This window comes from Anaerotignum faecicola, assembly GCA_024460105.1.
Lineage (GTDB): Bacteria > Bacillota > Clostridia > Lachnospirales > Anaerotignaceae > JANFXS01.
Window position 1 is genome coordinate 206823 of sequence record JANFXS010000002.1, and the last position, 18915, is coordinate 225737.

Genomic DNA, 18915 nt, shown 5'->3' on the forward strand with positions numbered 1-18915 from the left:
ATTTATATTCCTTATGGGTTATAATTTTCCTAAAATAAATAAGGTTAAATTTTATATCAAAAGGAGAAATTAATATGAAATATATCGTTATGCTCTGCGACGGCATGGCCGGATATCCGCTTGAAAGCCTTGGAAACAAAACTACAATGATGAAAGCTTATAAACCTAACATGGACAGGATGGCAAAAACTTCTACAATGGGCCTTGTAAAAACCGTGCCTGACAGCCTATCTCCAGGAAGCGACGTAGCAAACCTTGCCGCAATGGGGTTCGACGCAACCGAATGTTACACAGGCCGTTCGCCGCTTGAAGCAGTAAGCATAGGCATTGACATGGCAAAAACGGATATTGCATTCAGATGCAATCTTGTTACGCTTTCCGATGATGAAAAATACGCCGAAAAAACAATGAAAGACTACAGCAGCCAGGAAATAACCACCGCCGAAGCGGCTGAACTTATATCGGCAGTAAACGATGCATTTAAAACCGACGAAATAGAATTTTTTGCCGGCATAAGCTACAGGCACTGTATGATATGGCATAACGGCCCATGCGGCCTTGGGCTCACGCCTCCCCATGATATTTCCGATAGGAAAATAACCGATTACGTTCCTAAAAACGGCAGGCTGTTTGAGCTTATGAGCAAAAGCTATGACATACTTAAAGATCATCCTATAAACAAGTCAAGGAGCAGCCGCGGCCTAAATCCGGCAAATTCAATATGGCTCTGGGGCGAAGGTACAAAGCCTGAAATTCCTAATTTCAAAGAAATACGCGGCCTTAACGGCTCCGTCATATCAGCCGTGGATCTCATTAAGGGCATAGGCATTTCAACAGGATTTAATGTTGTTGAAGTTGAAGGGGCAACCGGCAATATAAACACCAGCTTTGAAAATAAATGCCTAGCCGCGCTAAACGAGCTTAAAAACGGCGCAGACTATGTATATATACATGTTGAAGCTCCGGACGAATGCGGCCACCGCGGAGAAATCGAAAATAAAATAAAATCAATAGAATACATTGACGGACAAATAATAGGGCCTCTCACAAAACAGCTTGAAAACATGGGCGAAGAATATACAATCCTTATAATGCCCGACCACCCGACGCCTATAGCCACAAAAACCCATGCGAGAGACGCCGTTCCGTTTATGATTTACAGAAGCGGCGCGCCGGTAAACGGGCGCGACAAATTCGATGAGGAAGAGGCAAAACTTACAAACATATATTTTAAAAACGGACTGGAACTTTATAAAGAATTTTTAAAATGAGTGTAATATTTTGTGAAAAAAGTTATTTCAGTACGCGGCAAAAGCCAAACTGAAAAAAACTTTTGCCGCTTCACTGTGTTATTATTAAAACCATTGATTTTAATGCAAAAAAATATTAAAACGCGCGGTCTTACCGCATAAAAACAATATCATGATATTTATTTTTATTGTAAAAAGTAATAAAATAAGATAAAAAAATAACAAAAAAGATAAATATTTAACAAATAAATGCTTTCTGATTTATCACATTCAGCATGTTCCAACGGCAATTTGTATACTTTGCCCATAAATAAAATGGGTTGCTCCTATTGATTTTTAACCCATAAAAGGATATAATAAATTTTGTATAGATTATATTAAATACGGTTATTTTATAACATAGTTAATTGGATAACAAAATGTTATATTTTGTCGTAAAATTCGGTAAGAAAAATACATTAAATGTAAAACTAAGGAGGTGTCTTAATGTATTCTATGGGAATTGATATCGGTTCCGCTTCATCGAAAGTCGTTATACTTAAAGACGGAACCGATATCGTTGCTGCCAGTGTTATACAGTTCGGCACAGGTTCATCGGGCCCGCAAAGGGCTCTGGAAGATGCGTTAAAAACAAGCGGCCTTGAGCTTGGCGACATGTCAAAAATCGTTGCCACAGGCTACGGAAGGTTTGCTTTTGAAAAAGCGGATAAACAAATAAGCGAAATAAGCTGCCATGCCAAAGGTATTTTTCACCTCGTACCAACAGCAAGAACTATAATAGATATAGGCGGCCAGGATGCCAAGGCTATACGCCTTGACGCAAGGGGCGCCGTAAGCCAGTTCTTTATGAACGACAAATGCGCCGCCGGCACCGGTCGCTTTCTTGACGTTATGGCAAGGGTGCTTGAAATAAATATTGATGAAATGGCGGATTACGACAGCCGTGCGACAGAAGTTGTCAGCGTAAGCAGCACATGCACTGTTTTTGCGGAGTCAGAAGTTATTTCACATTTATCAAACGGGGTTTCTAAAGAAAATATAATTGCGGGAGTCCATGCGTCAGTAGCCAGCAAAGCCTGCGGCCTAGCATATAGGACAGGCCTTGAAAACGACGTTGTAATGGGCGGCGGCGTCGCTCAGAATGCAGGCGTTGTAAAAGCGATAAGCCGCGAGCTTAAACGCCCCGTAATAGTCGCGCCTAACCCACAGATTACAGGCGCTTTGGGAGCCGCATTATTTGCTTATGACGAAGCAAAAAAATCAAATACTAAATAAGGAAAGAGGGATTGTAATGACTGAAACAGAAGGTATGACTTCAAAACAAAAATTGGCATACTATCAGGACAAACTTTATCAGGATGCGATGAATGCAAGAAGCAAAGGCGAACTTGTATGCTGGTCTTCTTCTATTGCCCCAAGCGAATTTTGCGAAGTTATGGGCATACACATGATTTATCCTGAAAACCATGCCGCGGCCGTCGGTGCAAAGCACGGCGCGCTCGATATGATTGAGATCGCCGAAAGGAAAGGCTATTCCCTTGACATCTGCTCCTATGCGAGGATCAACCTTGCATATATGGATCTGCTTGTTGAGCAGGCAAAAACAGGCGTTACTCCTGAAGCGCTCGAAAACTGTCCGGCTCCTAAGATCCCACTGCCGGATGTTATAATCACATGCAACAACATCTGCAATACCCTTCTTAAATGGTATGAAAATATCGCTGTGGAACTCAATATCCCTTACATTATAATTGACGTTCCTTATGTACACACATGGCCTATACCTGAATATACAAAAACCTACATTGTAGATCAGTTTGATTACGCTATCAAACAGCTTGAAGAGCTTACAGGCAAAAAATTTGACTATGATAAATTTGTCGAAGTTCAAAAACAGGTTCAGCGTTCAGTTCATGAATGGGACAGGGCTATGGGCATGGCCGCTACCGTTCCGTCGCCCCTTAACGGCTTCGACATGTTCAACTTTATGGCCCTTATCGTTTGCGCAAGAGCTAAATATGCCGCTGAAGACACATTCAGAACCCTTGCCGAAGAGCTCGAAGCCAAAGCTGCACGAGGCGAAGACGCATTCAAAGGCGGAGAAAAATATCGTATTGCATGGGAAGGCATTGCATGCTGGCCATACCTTTCGCATACATACAAATCGCTTAAATCCCTTGGCTGCAACATGGTAGGATCTACGTATCCTGGAGCATGGAGCATCCATTATGAAGTCGGCGATTTGCGCGAAATGGCTGTCGGCTACTGCAAGATGTACTCCAATACATGCCTTGAAAACAAAGTTAATGTTATCAGCGACGTGCTTACAAGCACAAATTCAACAGGTATCGCTTACCACCTTAACAGAAGCTGCAAGCTTATGAGTTTCCTCAATGTTGAAACAGCCGAAATAGTTAAGGAGAGGACAGGCGTGCCGTATGTAAGCTTCGACGGCGACCAGACAGATCCTCGTAACTTCTCGCCTGCACAGTTTGACACACGAGTTCAGGCTTTGGCTGAAATTATGGAGCAGAACAAAGCTGCCCAGTCTAACTAAGGAGGCGTTAAAATGAGTAAAGCAGATACTATAATATCAAATTTAAAAGCACTTTCAGATAATCCTAAAAAAGCCGTTGAAGATTTTATGTCCAAAACAGGCAAAAAAGCAGTCGGCGTACTTCCCGTATATGCTCCTGAAGAAATCATATACGCTGCCGGCGTGCTTCCCGTCGGCTGTTGGGGTAAAGCACAGAAAACAATTTCAAAAGCCAACACATATCTTCCGGCATTTGCATGCTCAATAATGCAGTCCGTAATGGAAATGGAAATCGACGGCGTGTACGACATTCTTTCAGCCGTTGTAATTTCTTCTCCTTGCGACACATTAAAATGTATGGGACAAAAATGGAAAGGCGCTTCACCTGTAATACAGTTTGTTCATCCTCAAAACAGGAATCTGCCTTCCGCTAACGACTTCCTTGTTGAAGAATATAAACTCATACGTTCAAAACTTGAAAACATACTCGGCGTAAAAATTACCAATGAAGCTATAAACGCCGCTATAGACGTTTACAACGAAAACCGCAAAGTTATGCGCGAATTTACCGAAATTGCAGGCGACTATTCCAAAACAATAACTCCCGCAAAACGCCATGCGGTTATTAAATCCAGGTTCTTTATGGATAAGGCAGAACATACTGCTGTTGTGAAGGAGCTTATTGCAGAGCTTAAAGCAATGCCAAAAGAGCCTGCTGAAGGCAAAAAAGTAATTCTCACAGGTATCACTGCCGAGCCTGACTCAATGCTTGATATATTTGAAGAATTCGGCCTTACGGTTGTTGCCGACGACCTTGCTCAGGAATCAAGGCAGTTCCGCGTTGACGTTCCGGATGGCGAAGAACCTCTTATGCGCCTTGCAAAACAATGGCAGAATATGTACGGCTGTTCCCTCGCTACAGACCGTGACAAAGTAAGAGGGCCAATGCTTATTGATATGGTTAAAAAGACCGGAGCCGACGCCGTAATCGTATGCATGATGAAATTCTGCGATCCGGAAGAATTTGACTACCCAATCTATTATCAGCAGTTTAATAACGAGGGTATAAGGAGCCTTATGATAGAGGTAGACCAGCAGGCAGGTTCAATGGAACAGCTTAGGACAAGGGTTCAAAGCTTTGTTGAAATGTTTTAATATAAAAAGTTCATGTTTCCGGGGAAATTAAAGTTTCCCCGGTTTTAAAGGCAGATATTGACTGCCTTAATATTGATATTTCAAATAGCTTTTTATTTATTAAAAGGGAGGAATATTACAATGACAAATTTCCAAGAGCAATATCAAGCAAAACTTACAACTCCAGATGAAGCGGTTAAAGTAGTTAAAGACGGTGACTGGGTTTACTACGGCGAATTCGTTACAATCACTCCTGCTCTTGACGCCGCATTGGCAAAAAGGAAAAATGAGCTCCACGACATACATATCGAAACATGTACACTTAAAATGGATACGAAAGTTTTTGAGGTTGATCCTAACCAGGAAGTATTCGATATCGACGACCGTTCATTAACAGCACAGTCACGCAAACAGCATGCATATCATATTCCCGGCGCTTACCATGAATTTGACCGTCTTGTAAGGACAAGAAGAATGAATGTTGCTTTTATTGCATGCTGCCCTATGGATAAAAACGGCTATTTCAACACTTCAACAACTTGCTCTTACATTCCGGGTCTTCTTGAAGTTTGCGATTATGTAATAATCGAAGAAAACGAGTCATTCCCTGTTGTATACGGCGGAGAATTCACTGCAATCCACATTTCACAGGTTAACGCAATAGTTAAAGGCAATAATCAGCCTCTCGAATCTCTCGGAAAAGGAGCTGCAAGCGAGGCAGACATTAAGATTGCCGAGAATGTAATGAATGAACTTGAAGACAGGTGCTGCTTACAGTTTGGTATCGGCGGTATCCCTGACAAAATCGGCGAGGCTATTGCAAAATCAGATTTCAACGATTTCGGCGTTCATACTGAAATGATGATGGATTCCTTTATGACCCTTGCAAAAGCCGGAAAAGTAACAAACAAATACAAACAGCTCAACAAAGGCAAAATGGTTTACACATTTGCCATGGGTTCGTCAGATCTCTATGAATTCCTCGACAAAAACGAAGGCTGCATGAAACTTCCTGCAAACTATACAAACGATCCGTTCGTAATCTGCCAGAATGAAAAAGTATTTGCAGTAAATAACTGCCTCCATATCGACCTTTATACACAGGTTTCATCCGAATCTGTAGGTCCAAAACAGATTTCGGGCGTTGGCGGACAATGGGATTTCATTTACGGCGCATTCCGTTCAAAAGGCGGAAAAGGCTTTGTTTGCCTTAACTCAACAGCTACAAGGAAAGATAAAGACGGCAATGTCAAAGTTGAATCAAGGATCGTACCTTCCTTCACACCTGGAACAAACGTTACATTAACACGTTTCTTCACATACTATGTTGCAACAGAATTTGGCTGCACAAATATGAAAGGACTTTCAACTTGGGAAAGAGCTGAAGCAATAATCAACCTTGCACATCCTGATTTCCGTGACGGCCTTATCAAAGATGCAGAAAAATTCGGTATCTGGAGAGCTTCAAACAAGAAGTAATTATTTTTCACAATATTAGCAAAAACTTAAAATCTAAATTTTACGAATGATTTAAGGCGTTGTTTTTAACATATTTTTGTTAAAAACAACGCCTTTTAACATTGCGAAAATCGAAAAATAATATTCTATATACTATGTTTTAAATTTTAATACATTCAGTGTACAAGGGTATATACGCTCCATATGGCAAATTTTTATGTTCTTCGGCATTGCAAATACTTGCCTGTAAACTCTCGAATTTTCCTTTGAAAAACGCTGCTTGCCGCGGCTCTCACGCTGTTCACGCCTTTACCTATGGGTAAGCCGGCGCATTTGCGCCTCGAATAACAAAAAAATTCCCCTATCTGGAGTCAAAGAGTTGATGACGGCATTAGCGGTTTAAGAGAAAGGAAAAAGCATGCATTCGTAGCAAAAGCTACGTCAAACGTTTTTGACGCCGCTATTAGTCGGCTAATTACGTCATCAACCTATATACCATTGTGTACTGAAGATAACTTCAAATCATACAAGTATATTCAGATTAAATCATTAAACTTAATATGGATAACAAAAACCGTTTCAATTACTGCCCCAACGCGCAGATTGTCAAAAACTATGACACACTGTATTTATGTATATAATTCAAATCGGCCGTAGTTAAGGCATAAAACAGAAATTCAATTGTATTTCATATATTAACATTATAAAGCAAACAGAACTTTCCTTATATAAATAACTGCCTTCATATAATATTTTAAAATTTATTGTAAAAGACAAAAGAAATCCGTACATTTTATCAAAGTGTATGGCGGAAACACTTAAAGTTGTAAGATATGCGTGTTTTCTGACAATCATCAGCAGTTTGATTTGCTTTGAGTAACGAGAGAATTTTTATTCTTATAGGCACTTATTGGAACAGCTATTCCATATTATATATTAAAAATATCCATGATTATTTTTCTTTTCGAGATGACAGAAAGCAAAAAATTGTTAAAACGTATAGTAAAATGATATTTTGGTTATGTAAAAGGGAGATACAAAGTTTTGTTCAATCTCACTTGTTTTTCTGTCATATCAAAGCTCATTCAATCATAGTAAACTCATGGTAAAATAGCTGCTTTTTTAGTTGATAAATAGTTCTTAAATATTGTATTTATGCGTATAATCGGACTTTCTATATGAAAATTTAAATAAATCATATAATTATATTTCCAGTTTTCAATCAATGACTTTTTTACAAAATAAATCAGCGATTGTTTTAATCGCCTATACTTCTGATAACAAAAAACCGCGGTTTCAAAACTTTATATCTTGAAAACCACGGCTTTTTAATTGATCAGATTTATAGAAATAGTGCCGTCATATAAACCGATCCGCTTCTTTTCCACTTAGATTTTTAAACTTCTAATGGTTAAAACAAGTCCCATTTAATTGATGTTTTCTTTATCTTCAACAACAAGTTCCCTAATGGATGTTGCAAGAGCTGCAAGCCCCTGGATTTGCGAAGGTATAATAATCTTTGTAGCTTTGCCGTCGGCGGCCTTTTCAAAAGCTTCAAGGCTTTTAACTGCAATAACGCCTTCGCCCGGTTCGGCTTCATTAATCATTTTAATACCCTCAGCCGTCGCCTGCTGAACTTTAAGTATCGCTTCAGCCTCGCCTTCGGCTTTTTTAATCATAGCTTCTTTTTCCGCCTCTGCCTGAAGTATAGCGGCCGCTTTGGCGGCTTCGGCCCTTAATATCATACTTTCTTTTTCGCCTTCGGCAACAAGAACAGCACTTCTCTTCTCGCCTTCAGCTTGAAGAATCTTTTCGCGTCGCTCTCGCTCCGCTTTCATCTGTTTTTCCATCGAATCCTGTATTTCCTTAGGCGGCATAATGTTTTTAAGCTCCACACGATTAATTTTAATACCCCATGGATCTGTAGCTTCGTCAAGTATCATACGCATTTTGCTGTTGATTATATCGCGTGAAGTAAGCGTTTGGTCAAGTTCCAAATCACCGATGATATTTCTTAAAGTTGTAGCCGTAAGATTTTCAATAGCCCTAATCGGATTATCAACGCCATAAACATAAAGCTTGGGATCTGTTATCTGTAAATATATTACAGTGTCAATCTGCATTGTAACGTTATCTTTAGTAATAACCGGCTGCGGCGGAAAATCCGCAACAAGTTCCTTTAAGTTAACTTTTTTTGAAATCCTGTCAATAATCGGTATTGCAATATGCAAACCCGTCCCCCATGTGGCATGGTATGCCCCAAGCCTTTCAACTACATAAACATATGCCTGCGGTACAATTCTCAAGTTAATAATTACAACAATCAGTATAATAATTGCTAGAATGATAAATGCCGGCATCTTTTAGCCCTCCCTTTTAAATTAATTCCACATAAAGTTTAACGCCCCTAATTTCAAGCGCTTTAACTTTGCTGCCTTCCTTAATTATAATATTATCATCAAGCGCCCTTGCTGTCCAGATTTTACCGTCAATCTTAACTGCGCCTTTTTCTTCTATATTGTTAATCGTTTCAACAACCACGCCTACACCGCCTATAATTGCATCGGCATTTGTAGGTTCTGGATTAAACTTAAGGACTTTCCTTATAAATGGTTTTGTAAGTATTAATAAAGCTGTAGAAAAAACTACAAAAACAACCATCTGCACAATAAATCCCGTGCCCGCCTTAGCGGCGGCCATTGCCGCCAATGAACCTAAGCAAAACCAAATCGAAATAAGAGCCCCGGAGGTAACAAGCTCGGCGATAACAAAAATCGCAAACATTATAAGCCAAAATATAACATAATTAAATCCCATAATATACCGCACCTCCCATTTAAAATACGGGTTTATTTAAGGAAACCGTTCACAATCTGAGCTTCTGCCTCGGCTTCCGTTAAGCCTAAAGTCATAAGCTTAATAATCTGTTCCCCGGCAATTTTGCCGATAGCCGCTTCGTGAATAAGCGATGCGTCGACATTATTCGCCGTAATTTCCGGCACAGCCGTAACAACGGCGTCATCCATAATTATAGCGTCACATTCCGAATGTCCGACACAACGCGCATTTCCGTTTATTACCGAAACAAATTTTTGTTTTGACTTATCTTTAGCTACAGAACGTGAAACAAGGCTGACGCTTGAGTCGTCGCCATCCATATCTATTGTAAATCTTGTTTCGGCATACTGATTTCCATGAGTCAATATTTTTTCTTTAACTATAACTGTCGCGCCGGCTTTTGCACGTGCAGTAGTAGTTCTTATTGTAGAATCGACTCCTTTAAGCTGCGTTGTTTCAAATTCTACATAACTGCCTTCTTCAGCCTCAACAACAGTCTGAGGATTAATAATCCTTTCACCGGTGCCTTCGCCGCTTCCGATATGCTTTTCAACATATTTCACCCTTGCATTTTTTCCGACAAAAAACCTGTGAATTCCGTTATGCTCGCTTGTTTCGCTTCCGTCATTGTGAATACCGCATCCTGCAATAATAACTACATCCGCATTTTCACCTATATAGAAATCATTATATACCAAATCATGTATCCCCGACTCTGTAACAAGAGCCGGTATATGCACGCTCTGGTTTTTAGTATTCGGCTTAATTATTATATCAATACCGCTTTTGTCCGTTTTGCTTACAATTTCTATATCCGCTGTTGAACTGCGGCTGTCGAGCCGGCTGTTAAGCCTTATGTTATAAGCTCCCGCCGGTACTCCATGCAGATCTGAAACTTCTTCAAGCAATATGCTTTTTATATCTTTAACCATTTTTAGTTTCCCCCCTGAAAAAACTTGCAGTTTCCGGCCGCCATTTCAGCCTCCTGCAAAAGCGCCGGCATTATTTCATCCTTGCTGCCTCTTGATGATATAACGCCGTTTGCCAGCACAATAATTTCATCGGCTATACTTAAAATCCTCTCCTGATGAGAAATTATAATTATAGACCCCTTTATTTCTTTATGCATCCTTTCAAAAACATCAATTAAATTTTTGAAACTCCAAAGATCAATTCCTGCCTCCGGCTCGTCAAAAACCGAAACTTTTGTGCTTCTCGCAATTATAGTTGCAATTTCAATCCTTTTAAGTTCGCCGCCTGAAAGGGACGCGTTTACTTCGCGCCCAATATAATCCCGGGCGCAAAGGCCTACTTCGGAAAGGTAATTGCATGCCGCGGCAGTAGAAAGATTTTTTCCCGACGCCAAATCAATAAGATCCTTAACTGTAACGCCTTTAAACCTTACAGGCTGCTGAAACGCAAAGCTTATGCCCATTTTCGCCCTTTCTGTTATTCCCATGTCTGTTATATCAACGCCGTCAAAAAGTATTTTCCCTCCTGTAGGCTTAACAATCCCGGAAATAATTTTTGCAAGCGTACTTTTACCGCTTCCGTTCGGACCTGTGATTACAATAAATTTTCCGTCTTCGATTTTTAAGCTTACATCATTTATTATATCCTTTTCACCTTCAACAGTGTAGGAAATGTTTTTCAGCTCTAACATTATTTTCCTCCTTAATTAATGTATATACTAATTCTATAAATTATACCAATACTGACAAATACCGTCAACCTTTTGGCATTATTTGCATTTATCTGTATTTTATTCTAATGTAAATTAAAACAAAAAACTGTTGCAAATACAACAGTTTTTTTTGTTATCGTCAGCATATTAAATTTTGAACGGAACCGTTTTCCCATTTAATAATATTTTCAACAACAATACCGGCTCTTGCATATAGAGCTTCGTCTGAAGCAAACGCAACATGAGGCGTTATAACTGTGTTTTTGCAGTTTAAAATGGGATGATTTTTATCTATAGGCGGTTCGCCCTCAAATACGTCAATGCCGGCTCCGGCAATAGCCCCGCTCTCCAACGCCTGTGCCAAAGCTGAGCTGTCTACAACGGCTCCCCTTGCCGTATTTATCAATACAGCATTTTTTTTCATTAATCCTATTTCATTTTTACCTATAAGCTTATTTGTTTCACTTGTTGCCGGAACGTGCAGAGAAACTATATCGCTTGTTTCCAAAAGTTCTTTAAGCGGGACATATTTAACTCCCATCTTCCTGATTTCTTCTTTTTCGGTCCTGCTGTACGCTATAACATCGCATCCAAATGCTTTTGCTATAGAGCATACGCGGCTTCCGATTGCGCCCGTGCCTACAACGCCGAAAGTCTTGCCAAACAGTTCGCTCCCCACAAGCCCGGCTTTTGTTCCTCCGTTCCTGACAGCAGCGTCGCATTTAGGTATATTCCTTAAAACTGAAATCGCAAGTCCGAAAGCAAGCTCGCTTACAGCGTTTGTACTGTACCCAGCAGCATTGCATACAGTTATTCCGCGCTCTTTGCAATATGCTGTATCTATGTGGTCGACCCCCGTAAATGCAACGGAAATCATTTTGAGCCTGCCGCAATTTTCAATAACATTTTTTCTTAACGGGAGATTTGCGACAATGATTATATCCGCGCTTTTGCCGCGCTCCGCCAATTCATTAACGTCTTCTGTGCGGGTTTCATAGTATTTAACATTGTGGCCGCAGTCCTCTAACGGTTTAACGGCAGTTTTAACTTTATCCAACGAAATTCCCAGTGGTTCAATAATAACAATGTCCATATAAACCTCCCTAAAAATTTTTATTCTACTGTGTTAGTAATCTTTCCAATACCTTCTATTTCACATGTCACGGTATCTCCATGTACAAGGAACTTAGGCGGCACAAAGCCCATGCCAACACCTGCCGGAGTGCCCGTTGCTATAATTGTTCCGGCTTTAAGAGTCATCCCCTGTGAAAGTTCGTTTATTATATACGCTATATCATGTATTAATAAATCTGTTTTTGAATTTTGCCTTAATTCACCGTTAACATATGACTTAATTGTCAAAACAGGCGGAGCCGCTATTTCATCAGCTGTTACTATCACAGGGCCCATTGGTGTAAAGCCGTCCAATCCCTTACCGAAATACCATTGTTTATGCCTCGTTTGCAGTTCCCTTGCCGTTACATCGTTAATTACGGTATAGCCGAAAACATATTCAAAAGCCTTTTCTTTTGAAACATTTTTTGCATCTTTTCCTATTATAACAGCAAGTTCAGCTTCGTAATCGAGGGTTTCAATTATGTCGCTGTGGCTAGGTATTGCATCGCCGTCGCCGCTTGCCCTGTTTACCCTTTTAGAAAAATAAACCGGAAATTCCCTTGTGCCGTCGAAGGCTTCTTTTTTATACCTCACAGACTCAACGGCATGCTCCATATAATTTATTCCCAAGCATATAATATCCTGTTTCGGTTCCGGTATAGGCGCAAGTATTTTTACGTCTTTCATAAACAGCCTGCCTTCGCCTTCGCCGCTGTCCGCAAGTTTTTTAATTTTCTCCTTTTCTTCGTCAGTTATTTTTTCTATAAGTTCAATCATCGTACTATAATTAAACCCGTTTTCTTTAAGCGGAATTATTTTCTGCCTGCATTTTGTAACTGCTCCGACAAACTCCGTCCCGTCTTTAAGATATGTAACCAGTTTCATAGATAAATCCCCTTTTCAATTTTTCACAAATGGACTATTGCCTTTTCAAGTATCCGCATAGCTTCGTCTATGTCCCCGCTTTTTACTATCAATGCAGGCACAAAACGGATTACGTTTGTTCCGGCTCCTACAAGCAGAAGGCCGTTATTTATACACTCGGCAATCACAGGCGCCACGGGTATGCCAAGCTCAATCCCCTGCATAAGCCCGATGCCCCGTACATCTTTTATTATAGGATATTTCCCTTTTAATTCCAATAGTTTATTTTTTAAATATTCGCCCTGTTTTTTAACATTTTCCAAAAGGCCGTTATTAAAAAGCTCGTCAAGCACAACCGTGCCGGCTGAAGTTGCAAGCGGATTGCCGCCGAAAGTAGACGCATGATCTCCCGGTTTAAACGCTTCGGCCAGCTTATTTGTAGCCATCAACGCTCCAATAGGCACGCCTCCCGCAAGCCCTTTTGCAAAAGTTGCCGCATCAGGCGTTACTCCAAGCGCCTGATGTGCGAAAAGCTCCCCGCATCGCCCTACGCCGCATTGTATTTCATCAAATACAAGAACTATATCGTTTTCATCGCAAATTTTCCTTACAGCCCGCAAATACTCCTTATCAGCCGGATGTATGCCGCCTTCGCCCTGTACGGGCTCCAGAAGTATGCCGCATGTATTTTTATCTACCGCCGCTTTTAAGGCTTCAATATCATTAAACGGCACATGCTTGATACCGGGCATCAATGGAGCAAGGCCCTTTTGATATTTTTCCTGCCCTGTTGCAGTAACAGCCCCATAAGTCCTGCCGTGAAAAGAATGTTCCATGGTTATTATATCTCGTCCGGGCTTTGACTTCATAGAAGCATACTTACGGCATATTTTCAATGCGGCTTCAATACTTTCCGCACCGCTGTTGCAAAAAAATACTTTGTCGAAACCGCTGTGTTCGCAAATCATTTCCGCAAGTTTAATCTGAGGCTCCGTATAGTAAAGGTTCGAAACATGAATAAGTTTCATAGCCTGCTCGGCTATTTTTTCCCCCAGTCTTTCATGGCCGTAGCCAAGCGAATTGACGGCAATCCCGGCAACAAAATCAAGATATTTTTTCCCGTCGGCATCCCACACATACATCCCCTTTCCATGGTCAAACGCTATCGGGAAACGGCTGTATGTATTCATAACAACCTTTCCCCCTCTTGCGGCAAGTTCTTCCATTCTGCTCATTTATTATCATTTCCTTTCTCAATCATAGTGCCGATGCCTTCCGGCGTAAAAATTTCAAGTATAAGACAGTGCTCAACCCTTCCGTCAAGTATATGCACATTATTAACCCCTGCTTTCACGGCGCTCATACAGCACTGCACTTTCGGAATCATGCCGCCAGAGATTGTGCCGTCGTCTATAAACGATTGGACTTCGTCCGCTTTTATAAAGCTCATTAGGCTTGAAGGATCGCCGACGTCTTTCATAACTCCCTCAACGTCCGTAAGGAACGCAAGCTTCTCCGCTTTAAGGCTCCCGGCTATCGCAACAGCCATATAATCGGCGTTTATGTTGTAGCTTGTTCCGTTTTCGTCCTTTCCGATTGGGGCAATAACAGGTATAAAGCCCGAAGATATAATGGACTGTAAAAGAGACGGATCAACGCTTGTTATTTCGCCTACACAACCGTAATCAACGCCGTTTTTCTCGATTTTTTTCGCTTTTACGGTCCCGCCGTCTTTGCCGCTTATGCCTACGGCTTTAACTCCATGCATCTCAATATCGGTTACAATTTGTTTATTTATTTTACCGCTTAAAACCATTTCCGCAACTTCCATTGTTTCTTCGTCTGTAACCCGAAGACCGTCCACAAATTTAGATTCTATATTAAGCCTATTCAAAAACGAATTGATGTCAGGCCCGCCTCCATGCACAATTACAGGGTGCATGCCGACCATTTTCATAAGCACAATATCTTTGATAATAGTTTCTTTAATTTCCGGATTTATAAGTGCGCTCCCGCCGTATTTTATAACTATTGTTTTATCATAAAATTTTTGGATAAACGGCAAAGCCTCAGTAAGTATCTGAGCTTTTGCTATGTTCTCCTGAATAATCTGTTTTTTTGCAACCATTTTGATACTCCCCTTTTGTCAGCTGCGGTAATCGCCGTTTATTTTTACATAGTCATAGCTTAAATCACAGCCCCATGCCGCCGCACATTCGTTTCCTTCCGAAATCTTGATATTGACTGTTATCTCTTTTTCGCTTAATATATCGGCGGCCTTTCCCTCGTCAAAATTTACGGGAGTACCGTTATCCATCAATAATATATCGCCTTTTGCGCTTTTGAAAACAATATCGACTTTTTCTGGATCAAATTTTACACCGCTGTATCCCATAGCGCAAAGTACGCGCCCCCAATTTGCATCCTCGCCGAACATAGCCGCTTTAACAAGACTGCTGCACACAACGCTTTTAGCAATTATTTTTGCGTCGCCGCAGGTTTTTGCACCTGCCACATTCACTTCTATAAACTTAGTAGCGCCTTCCCCATCGCGCACAAGGTTTTTTGCAAGACGTTCGTTAACATAATGGAGAGCCGATTTAAACGCCTTATACTCTTCGGTATCGCCGTCTATAACTTCATTTCCCGCAAGCCCGTTTGCAAGTACGACAACCGTATCGTTAGTCGATGTGTCGCCGTCAACCGAAACCATATTATATGTAACTTCTATATCTTCGCTTAAAGCTTTTTGAAGCATTTCTTTTTCAATATTGCAGTCCGTAGTTATAAAAGCGAGCATTGTCGCCATATTGGGATGTATCATTCCACTGCCCTTTGCAATGCCTCCTATAGTTACGGTTTTTCCGCCTATTTCAATCTGCACCGCAACTTCTTTTGAATATGTATCCGTGGTCATTATAGCTTCGGCCGCAAGAAGGGAATTTTCCCTGGAATACCCAAGCGTCGGAGCCGTTTTCTTAACGCCTTCCCTGACAGTATCAATAGGAAATTCCGCGCCGATAACTCCTGTAGATGCAGTTAAAACGCTTTCTGCCGTTACGCCTATTGCGTCGGCATATGCTTTTGCCATTTCCTCGTTGCTTTTTTTCCCGAGTTCACCTGTGCATGCGTTGGCGTTTCCGCTGTTTACGGCTATGCCGCTTATTTTTCCGCCGCATTTTAATATTTCAATATTCCTTAAAACAGAAGCCGCCTTCACAACATTCGTTGTAAAACATGCGGCGCATACGGCCGGTACTTCGCTTTTAATCAGCGCTAAATCCTTAACGCCTTTTTTTATGCCGACAGCCGCCCCGGCGGCCAAAAAACCCTTAGGAGCCGTAACTGAACCGTCTATAACCTTCATATAATAATCCTCCTTAATATTTCCAATTCCACCATTTAAGCTTTTCAGGATCGTATTTGTCATTTTCCGCAAAATATACCGCAAGCCTGTAAACATATAATACGCACCTGTCAACTTTGCATCCTTCTATTTCACACATTTTTTCATACATTTTTTCCGGATCCTGACCTTTCAAATCATCAACGCATTTATAGCCAAGCCTTATAAAATCCTGCTCCATGGCCTTGCCTACGCCGGGAATTACCTTAAACCCGCTTTTATTATTATCCGCCATATTATGTCCTCGAACGGTATTCGCCGTTTATTCTCACATACTCATGCCCTAAATCGCAGCCCCAGCTTTTAGCCGAATGTATGCCGTCGCCAAGCTCAATGTCAACCGTTATGTCCCTTTCGCTTAAAACGTCGGCCGCTTTATTCTCATCAAAATGTACAGGCTCTCCGCCGGCCATTAAAAGTACAGACCCTTTTTCGCTTACAAAACTCATATTTACCCTTGAAGGATCAAAATATCCGCCGCTTGCACCCATGGCGGCAATAACACGCCCCCAGTTAGCGTCTTCGCCGTACATAGCCGTTTTTACAAGGTTGTTCGTTACAATGCTTTTTGCAAGAAGCCTTGCGTCCGCGTCGCTTTTTGCCCCTTTAACATTAACTTGTATAAACTTTCCCGCTCCTTCGCCGTCATGTACAATGTCCTGTGCGAATTTTTCGTTTATAAAATACAAAGCGTCACAAAATTCCTCATAAAATTCATTTTCTTCGTTTATTTCTTCATTGTCCGCCAATCCGTTAGCCATTATAACAGCCATATCGTTCGTACTTGTCGCCCCGTCCACGCTAATCATATTGTACGTTTCCTTAACGGAATATATAAGAGCCTTTTTAAGCAGAGAATGGCTGATATTTATATCGGTCGTTATAAAACTTAAAACTGTCGCCATATTGGGATGTATCATTCCGCTTCCTTTGCACATGGCTCCGATTTTAACGGTTTTTCCGGCAACATTAAGCTGAACAGCCATTTCTTTTAAAAATGTGTCCGTCGTTATAATCCCGGCGGCGGCGTTTTTTGCTTCCTCCCGTTTATTAGACAGGTTTCCGTAAGCTCCTTTTATACCCGCCTTAATTAAATCCATCGGCATATCAAGGCCTATAATCCCCGTTGCCGCCGTAAGTATCTCATCTTTTTTTGCCCCTATGCATCCGGCAAAACACTCCGCCATATCGGCGTTATCCTGAACGCCTCTTTTGCCCGTGCATGCATTGGCGTTGCCGCTTACGCATACAAGGCCTTTTACAAGGCCGCCGCGGTCGGTTATTTCCTTATCCCATAAAATATGCGCCGCTTTAACAAGGCTTGTCGTATATGCTCCCGCCGCTTTTGCCGGCACACTGCTTGTTAAAAGCGCTAAATCTTTCTTAACTTTTTTAATGCCTATATGTTTTCCCGTAGCCTTAAAGCCTTCAGGGACGGTTATCCCGCCGTCGATTACACGGAACATAATATCACCCTTCCGTTATGCCGGGAAAATAGGCGCAAAGCTTAATCCCGTTTTTTCATCAAGCCCAAAAAGTATGTTCATATTCTGGACAGCCTGCCCCGCCGCGCCTTTTACAAGGTTGTCTATAGCGCCCACGACGATAACCCTGTTTGTTCTTTCGTCAACAGCAAAGCCTATATCCAAAAAGTTCGAGCCTTTAACCCATCTTGTTTCGGGGAAAACCCCTCTTTTCGTAAGGCGTATAAAATACTCTTTGCCGTAATACTTTTCGTAAATTTCCTTTATTTCATCATAAGACATTTTTTCTTTAAGCTCCGCATAGCATGTGGCAAGTATTCCCCTGTTCATAGGTATAAGATGCGGCGTAAAACTTAAAACAATATCGTCTTTTGCAGCGTATGAAAGCTGTTCCTCAATTTCAGGCGTATGCCTGTGGCCGGCGATCTTATATGCTTTAACCGTTTCATTACATTCGTCAAACATATTTGCAAGCGCAAGCCCTCGGCCCGCTCCTGTAACGCCGCTTTTTGCGTCTATAATAATCGAATTTGTCTTAATAACGCCTTCCGCAACAAGCGGCCTTAAGGAAAGTATGGAACATGTGGTGTAGCATCCCGGATTCGCAACAAGCCGTTTGCCTTTTATAATGTCCCTGTTTACCTCGCAAAGCCCGTATACGGCTTTTTCCAAAAGTTCGCGCCCCTCGTGCTTAACATTATACCATGCCTCGTATATATCGGCGTTTTTAAGCCTGAAATCCGCCCCGAAATCTATAACCATTGCCCTTTCAAGTATGTCTTCCGTAACAACTTTTGCCGCAACGCCATGAGGCAAAGCCATAAATATAACGTCGCATTCATCGGCAAGCCTGTCCATATCCATTTCACAACAGACCGTTTCATTAATTTCCCTGTAGTTTTCATAGACCTCATCAAAGGTTTTCCCTACATAGCTGTGAGCGGTCATCGTTTTGATTTCAACCTCAGGATGTTGCATAAGTATGCGTACCAATTCATTTCCCGCATATCCTGTAGCCCCTACTATTCCCGCTTTAATCATAATATTTTACCCCCATTTATAAAACTTTTTAGAATTATGATTTTCATAATTATACATACTTTTTTAATAATATGCAAGATTTTTAAAAAAATAATTGAATATTT

17 protein-coding genes are annotated in these 18915 nt (G+C 41.2%); 5 read left to right on the top strand and 12 right to left on the bottom strand.

Going from position 1 to position 18915, the window contains the following annotated elements; genetic code table 11:
* Positions 1-74: 74 nt before the first annotated feature.
* From NE664_03655 to NE664_03675, 5 genes are all read left to right on the top strand, one after another.
* Entirely contained in the window at positions 75-1271 is a 1197-nt protein-coding gene (locus NE664_03655) for a cofactor-independent phosphoglycerate mutase (protein ID MCQ4725758.1), read from the top strand.
* Positions 1272-1736: 465 nt separating this feature from the next.
* Positions 1737-2525 (top strand): acyl-CoA dehydratase activase, encoded by a 789-nt coding sequence (locus NE664_03660; GenBank protein MCQ4725759.1) that lies wholly within the window; start codon positions 1737-1739, stop codon positions 2523-2525.
* A 16-nt stretch (positions 2526-2541) separates the two neighbouring features.
* Positions 2542-3807 carry a 2-hydroxyacyl-CoA dehydratase family protein gene (locus NE664_03665; GenBank protein ID MCQ4725760.1) on the top strand — a complete coding sequence of 422 codons (1266 nt, stop codon included), beginning with the start codon at positions 2542-2544 and terminating at the stop codon, positions 3805-3807.
* 12 nt (positions 3808-3819) lie between these two features.
* Positions 3820-4941 (top strand): 2-hydroxyacyl-CoA dehydratase family protein, encoded by a 1122-nt coding sequence (locus tag NE664_03670; protein ID MCQ4725761.1) that lies wholly within the window; start codon positions 3820-3822, stop codon positions 4939-4941.
* Positions 4942-5061: 120 nt separating this feature from the next.
* Positions 5062-6399 (top strand): butyryl-CoA:acetate CoA-transferase, encoded by a 1338-nt coding sequence (locus NE664_03675; GenBank protein MCQ4725762.1) that lies wholly within the window; start codon positions 5062-5064, stop codon positions 6397-6399.
* 1406 nt (positions 6400-7805) lie between these two features.
* Here the strand turns inward: NE664_03675 and NE664_03680 are convergent.
* The 12 genes from NE664_03680 to argC all read right to left on the bottom strand — a co-directional run bounded on the left by NE664_03680 (position 7806) and on the right by argC (position 18811).
* Positions 7806-8738: an SPFH/Band 7/PHB domain protein gene (locus NE664_03680; protein MCQ4725763.1), complete on the bottom strand. Its 933-nt coding sequence runs from the start codon at positions 8736-8738 to the stop codon at positions 7806-7808.
* Positions 8739-8754: 16 nt separating this feature from the next.
* Positions 8755-9195, bottom strand: a complete 441-nt coding sequence (locus NE664_03685) for an NfeD family protein (GenBank protein ID MCQ4725764.1) — start codon at positions 9193-9195, stop codon at positions 8755-8757.
* 32 nt (positions 9196-9227) lie between these two features.
* On the bottom strand, positions 9228-10148 hold the full coding sequence (locus NE664_03690) for a SufD family Fe-S cluster assembly protein (GenBank protein MCQ4725765.1): 921 nt from the start codon (positions 10146-10148) through the stop codon (positions 9228-9230).
* A 2-nt stretch (positions 10149-10150) separates the two neighbouring features.
* A complete protein-coding gene (locus NE664_03695; protein ID MCQ4725766.1) occupies positions 10151-10879 on the bottom strand; it encodes an ATP-binding cassette domain-containing protein in 729 nt (242 codons plus the stop codon).
* A 160-nt stretch (positions 10880-11039) separates the two neighbouring features.
* Positions 11040-11993, bottom strand: a complete 954-nt coding sequence (locus tag NE664_03700; protein ID MCQ4725767.1) for a 2-hydroxyacid dehydrogenase — start codon at positions 11991-11993, stop codon at positions 11040-11042.
* A gap of 20 nt (positions 11994-12013) precedes the next feature.
* Positions 12014-12901: a fumarylacetoacetate hydrolase family protein gene (locus NE664_03705; GenBank protein MCQ4725768.1), complete on the bottom strand. Its 888-nt coding sequence runs from the start codon at positions 12899-12901 to the stop codon at positions 12014-12016.
* 23 nt (positions 12902-12924) lie between these two features.
* Complete coding sequence (locus tag NE664_03710) at positions 12925-14106, bottom strand: aspartate aminotransferase family protein (GenBank protein MCQ4725769.1); 1182 nt, start codon at positions 14104-14106, stop codon at positions 12925-12927.
* 5 nt (positions 14107-14111) lie between these two features.
* Positions 14112-15008 carry an acetylglutamate kinase gene (gene argB, locus NE664_03715; protein ID MCQ4725770.1) on the bottom strand — a complete coding sequence of 299 codons (897 nt, stop codon included), beginning with the start codon at positions 15006-15008 and terminating at the stop codon, positions 14112-14114.
* 18 nt (positions 15009-15026) lie between these two features.
* Positions 15027-16247 (bottom strand): bifunctional ornithine acetyltransferase/N-acetylglutamate synthase, encoded by a 1221-nt coding sequence (gene argJ / locus NE664_03720; protein MCQ4725771.1) that lies wholly within the window; start codon positions 16245-16247, stop codon positions 15027-15029.
* A 13-nt stretch (positions 16248-16260) separates the two neighbouring features.
* The gene (locus NE664_03725) at positions 16261-16521 is read right to left on the bottom strand and encodes a helix-hairpin-helix domain-containing protein (protein MCQ4725772.1); all 261 of its coding nucleotides are present in this window, start codon (positions 16519-16521) and stop codon (positions 16261-16263) included.
* A 1-nt stretch (position 16522) separates the two neighbouring features.
* Positions 16523-17752, bottom strand: coding sequence for a bifunctional glutamate N-acetyltransferase/amino-acid acetyltransferase ArgJ (argJ, locus tag NE664_03730; protein MCQ4725773.1), 1230 nt, complete (start codon positions 17750-17752; stop codon positions 16523-16525).
* Positions 17753-17767: 15 nt separating this feature from the next.
* On the bottom strand, positions 17768-18811 hold the full coding sequence (argC, locus tag NE664_03735) for an N-acetyl-gamma-glutamyl-phosphate reductase (GenBank protein ID MCQ4725774.1): 1044 nt from the start codon (positions 18809-18811) through the stop codon (positions 17768-17770).
* Positions 18812-18915 lie beyond the last annotated feature (104 nt).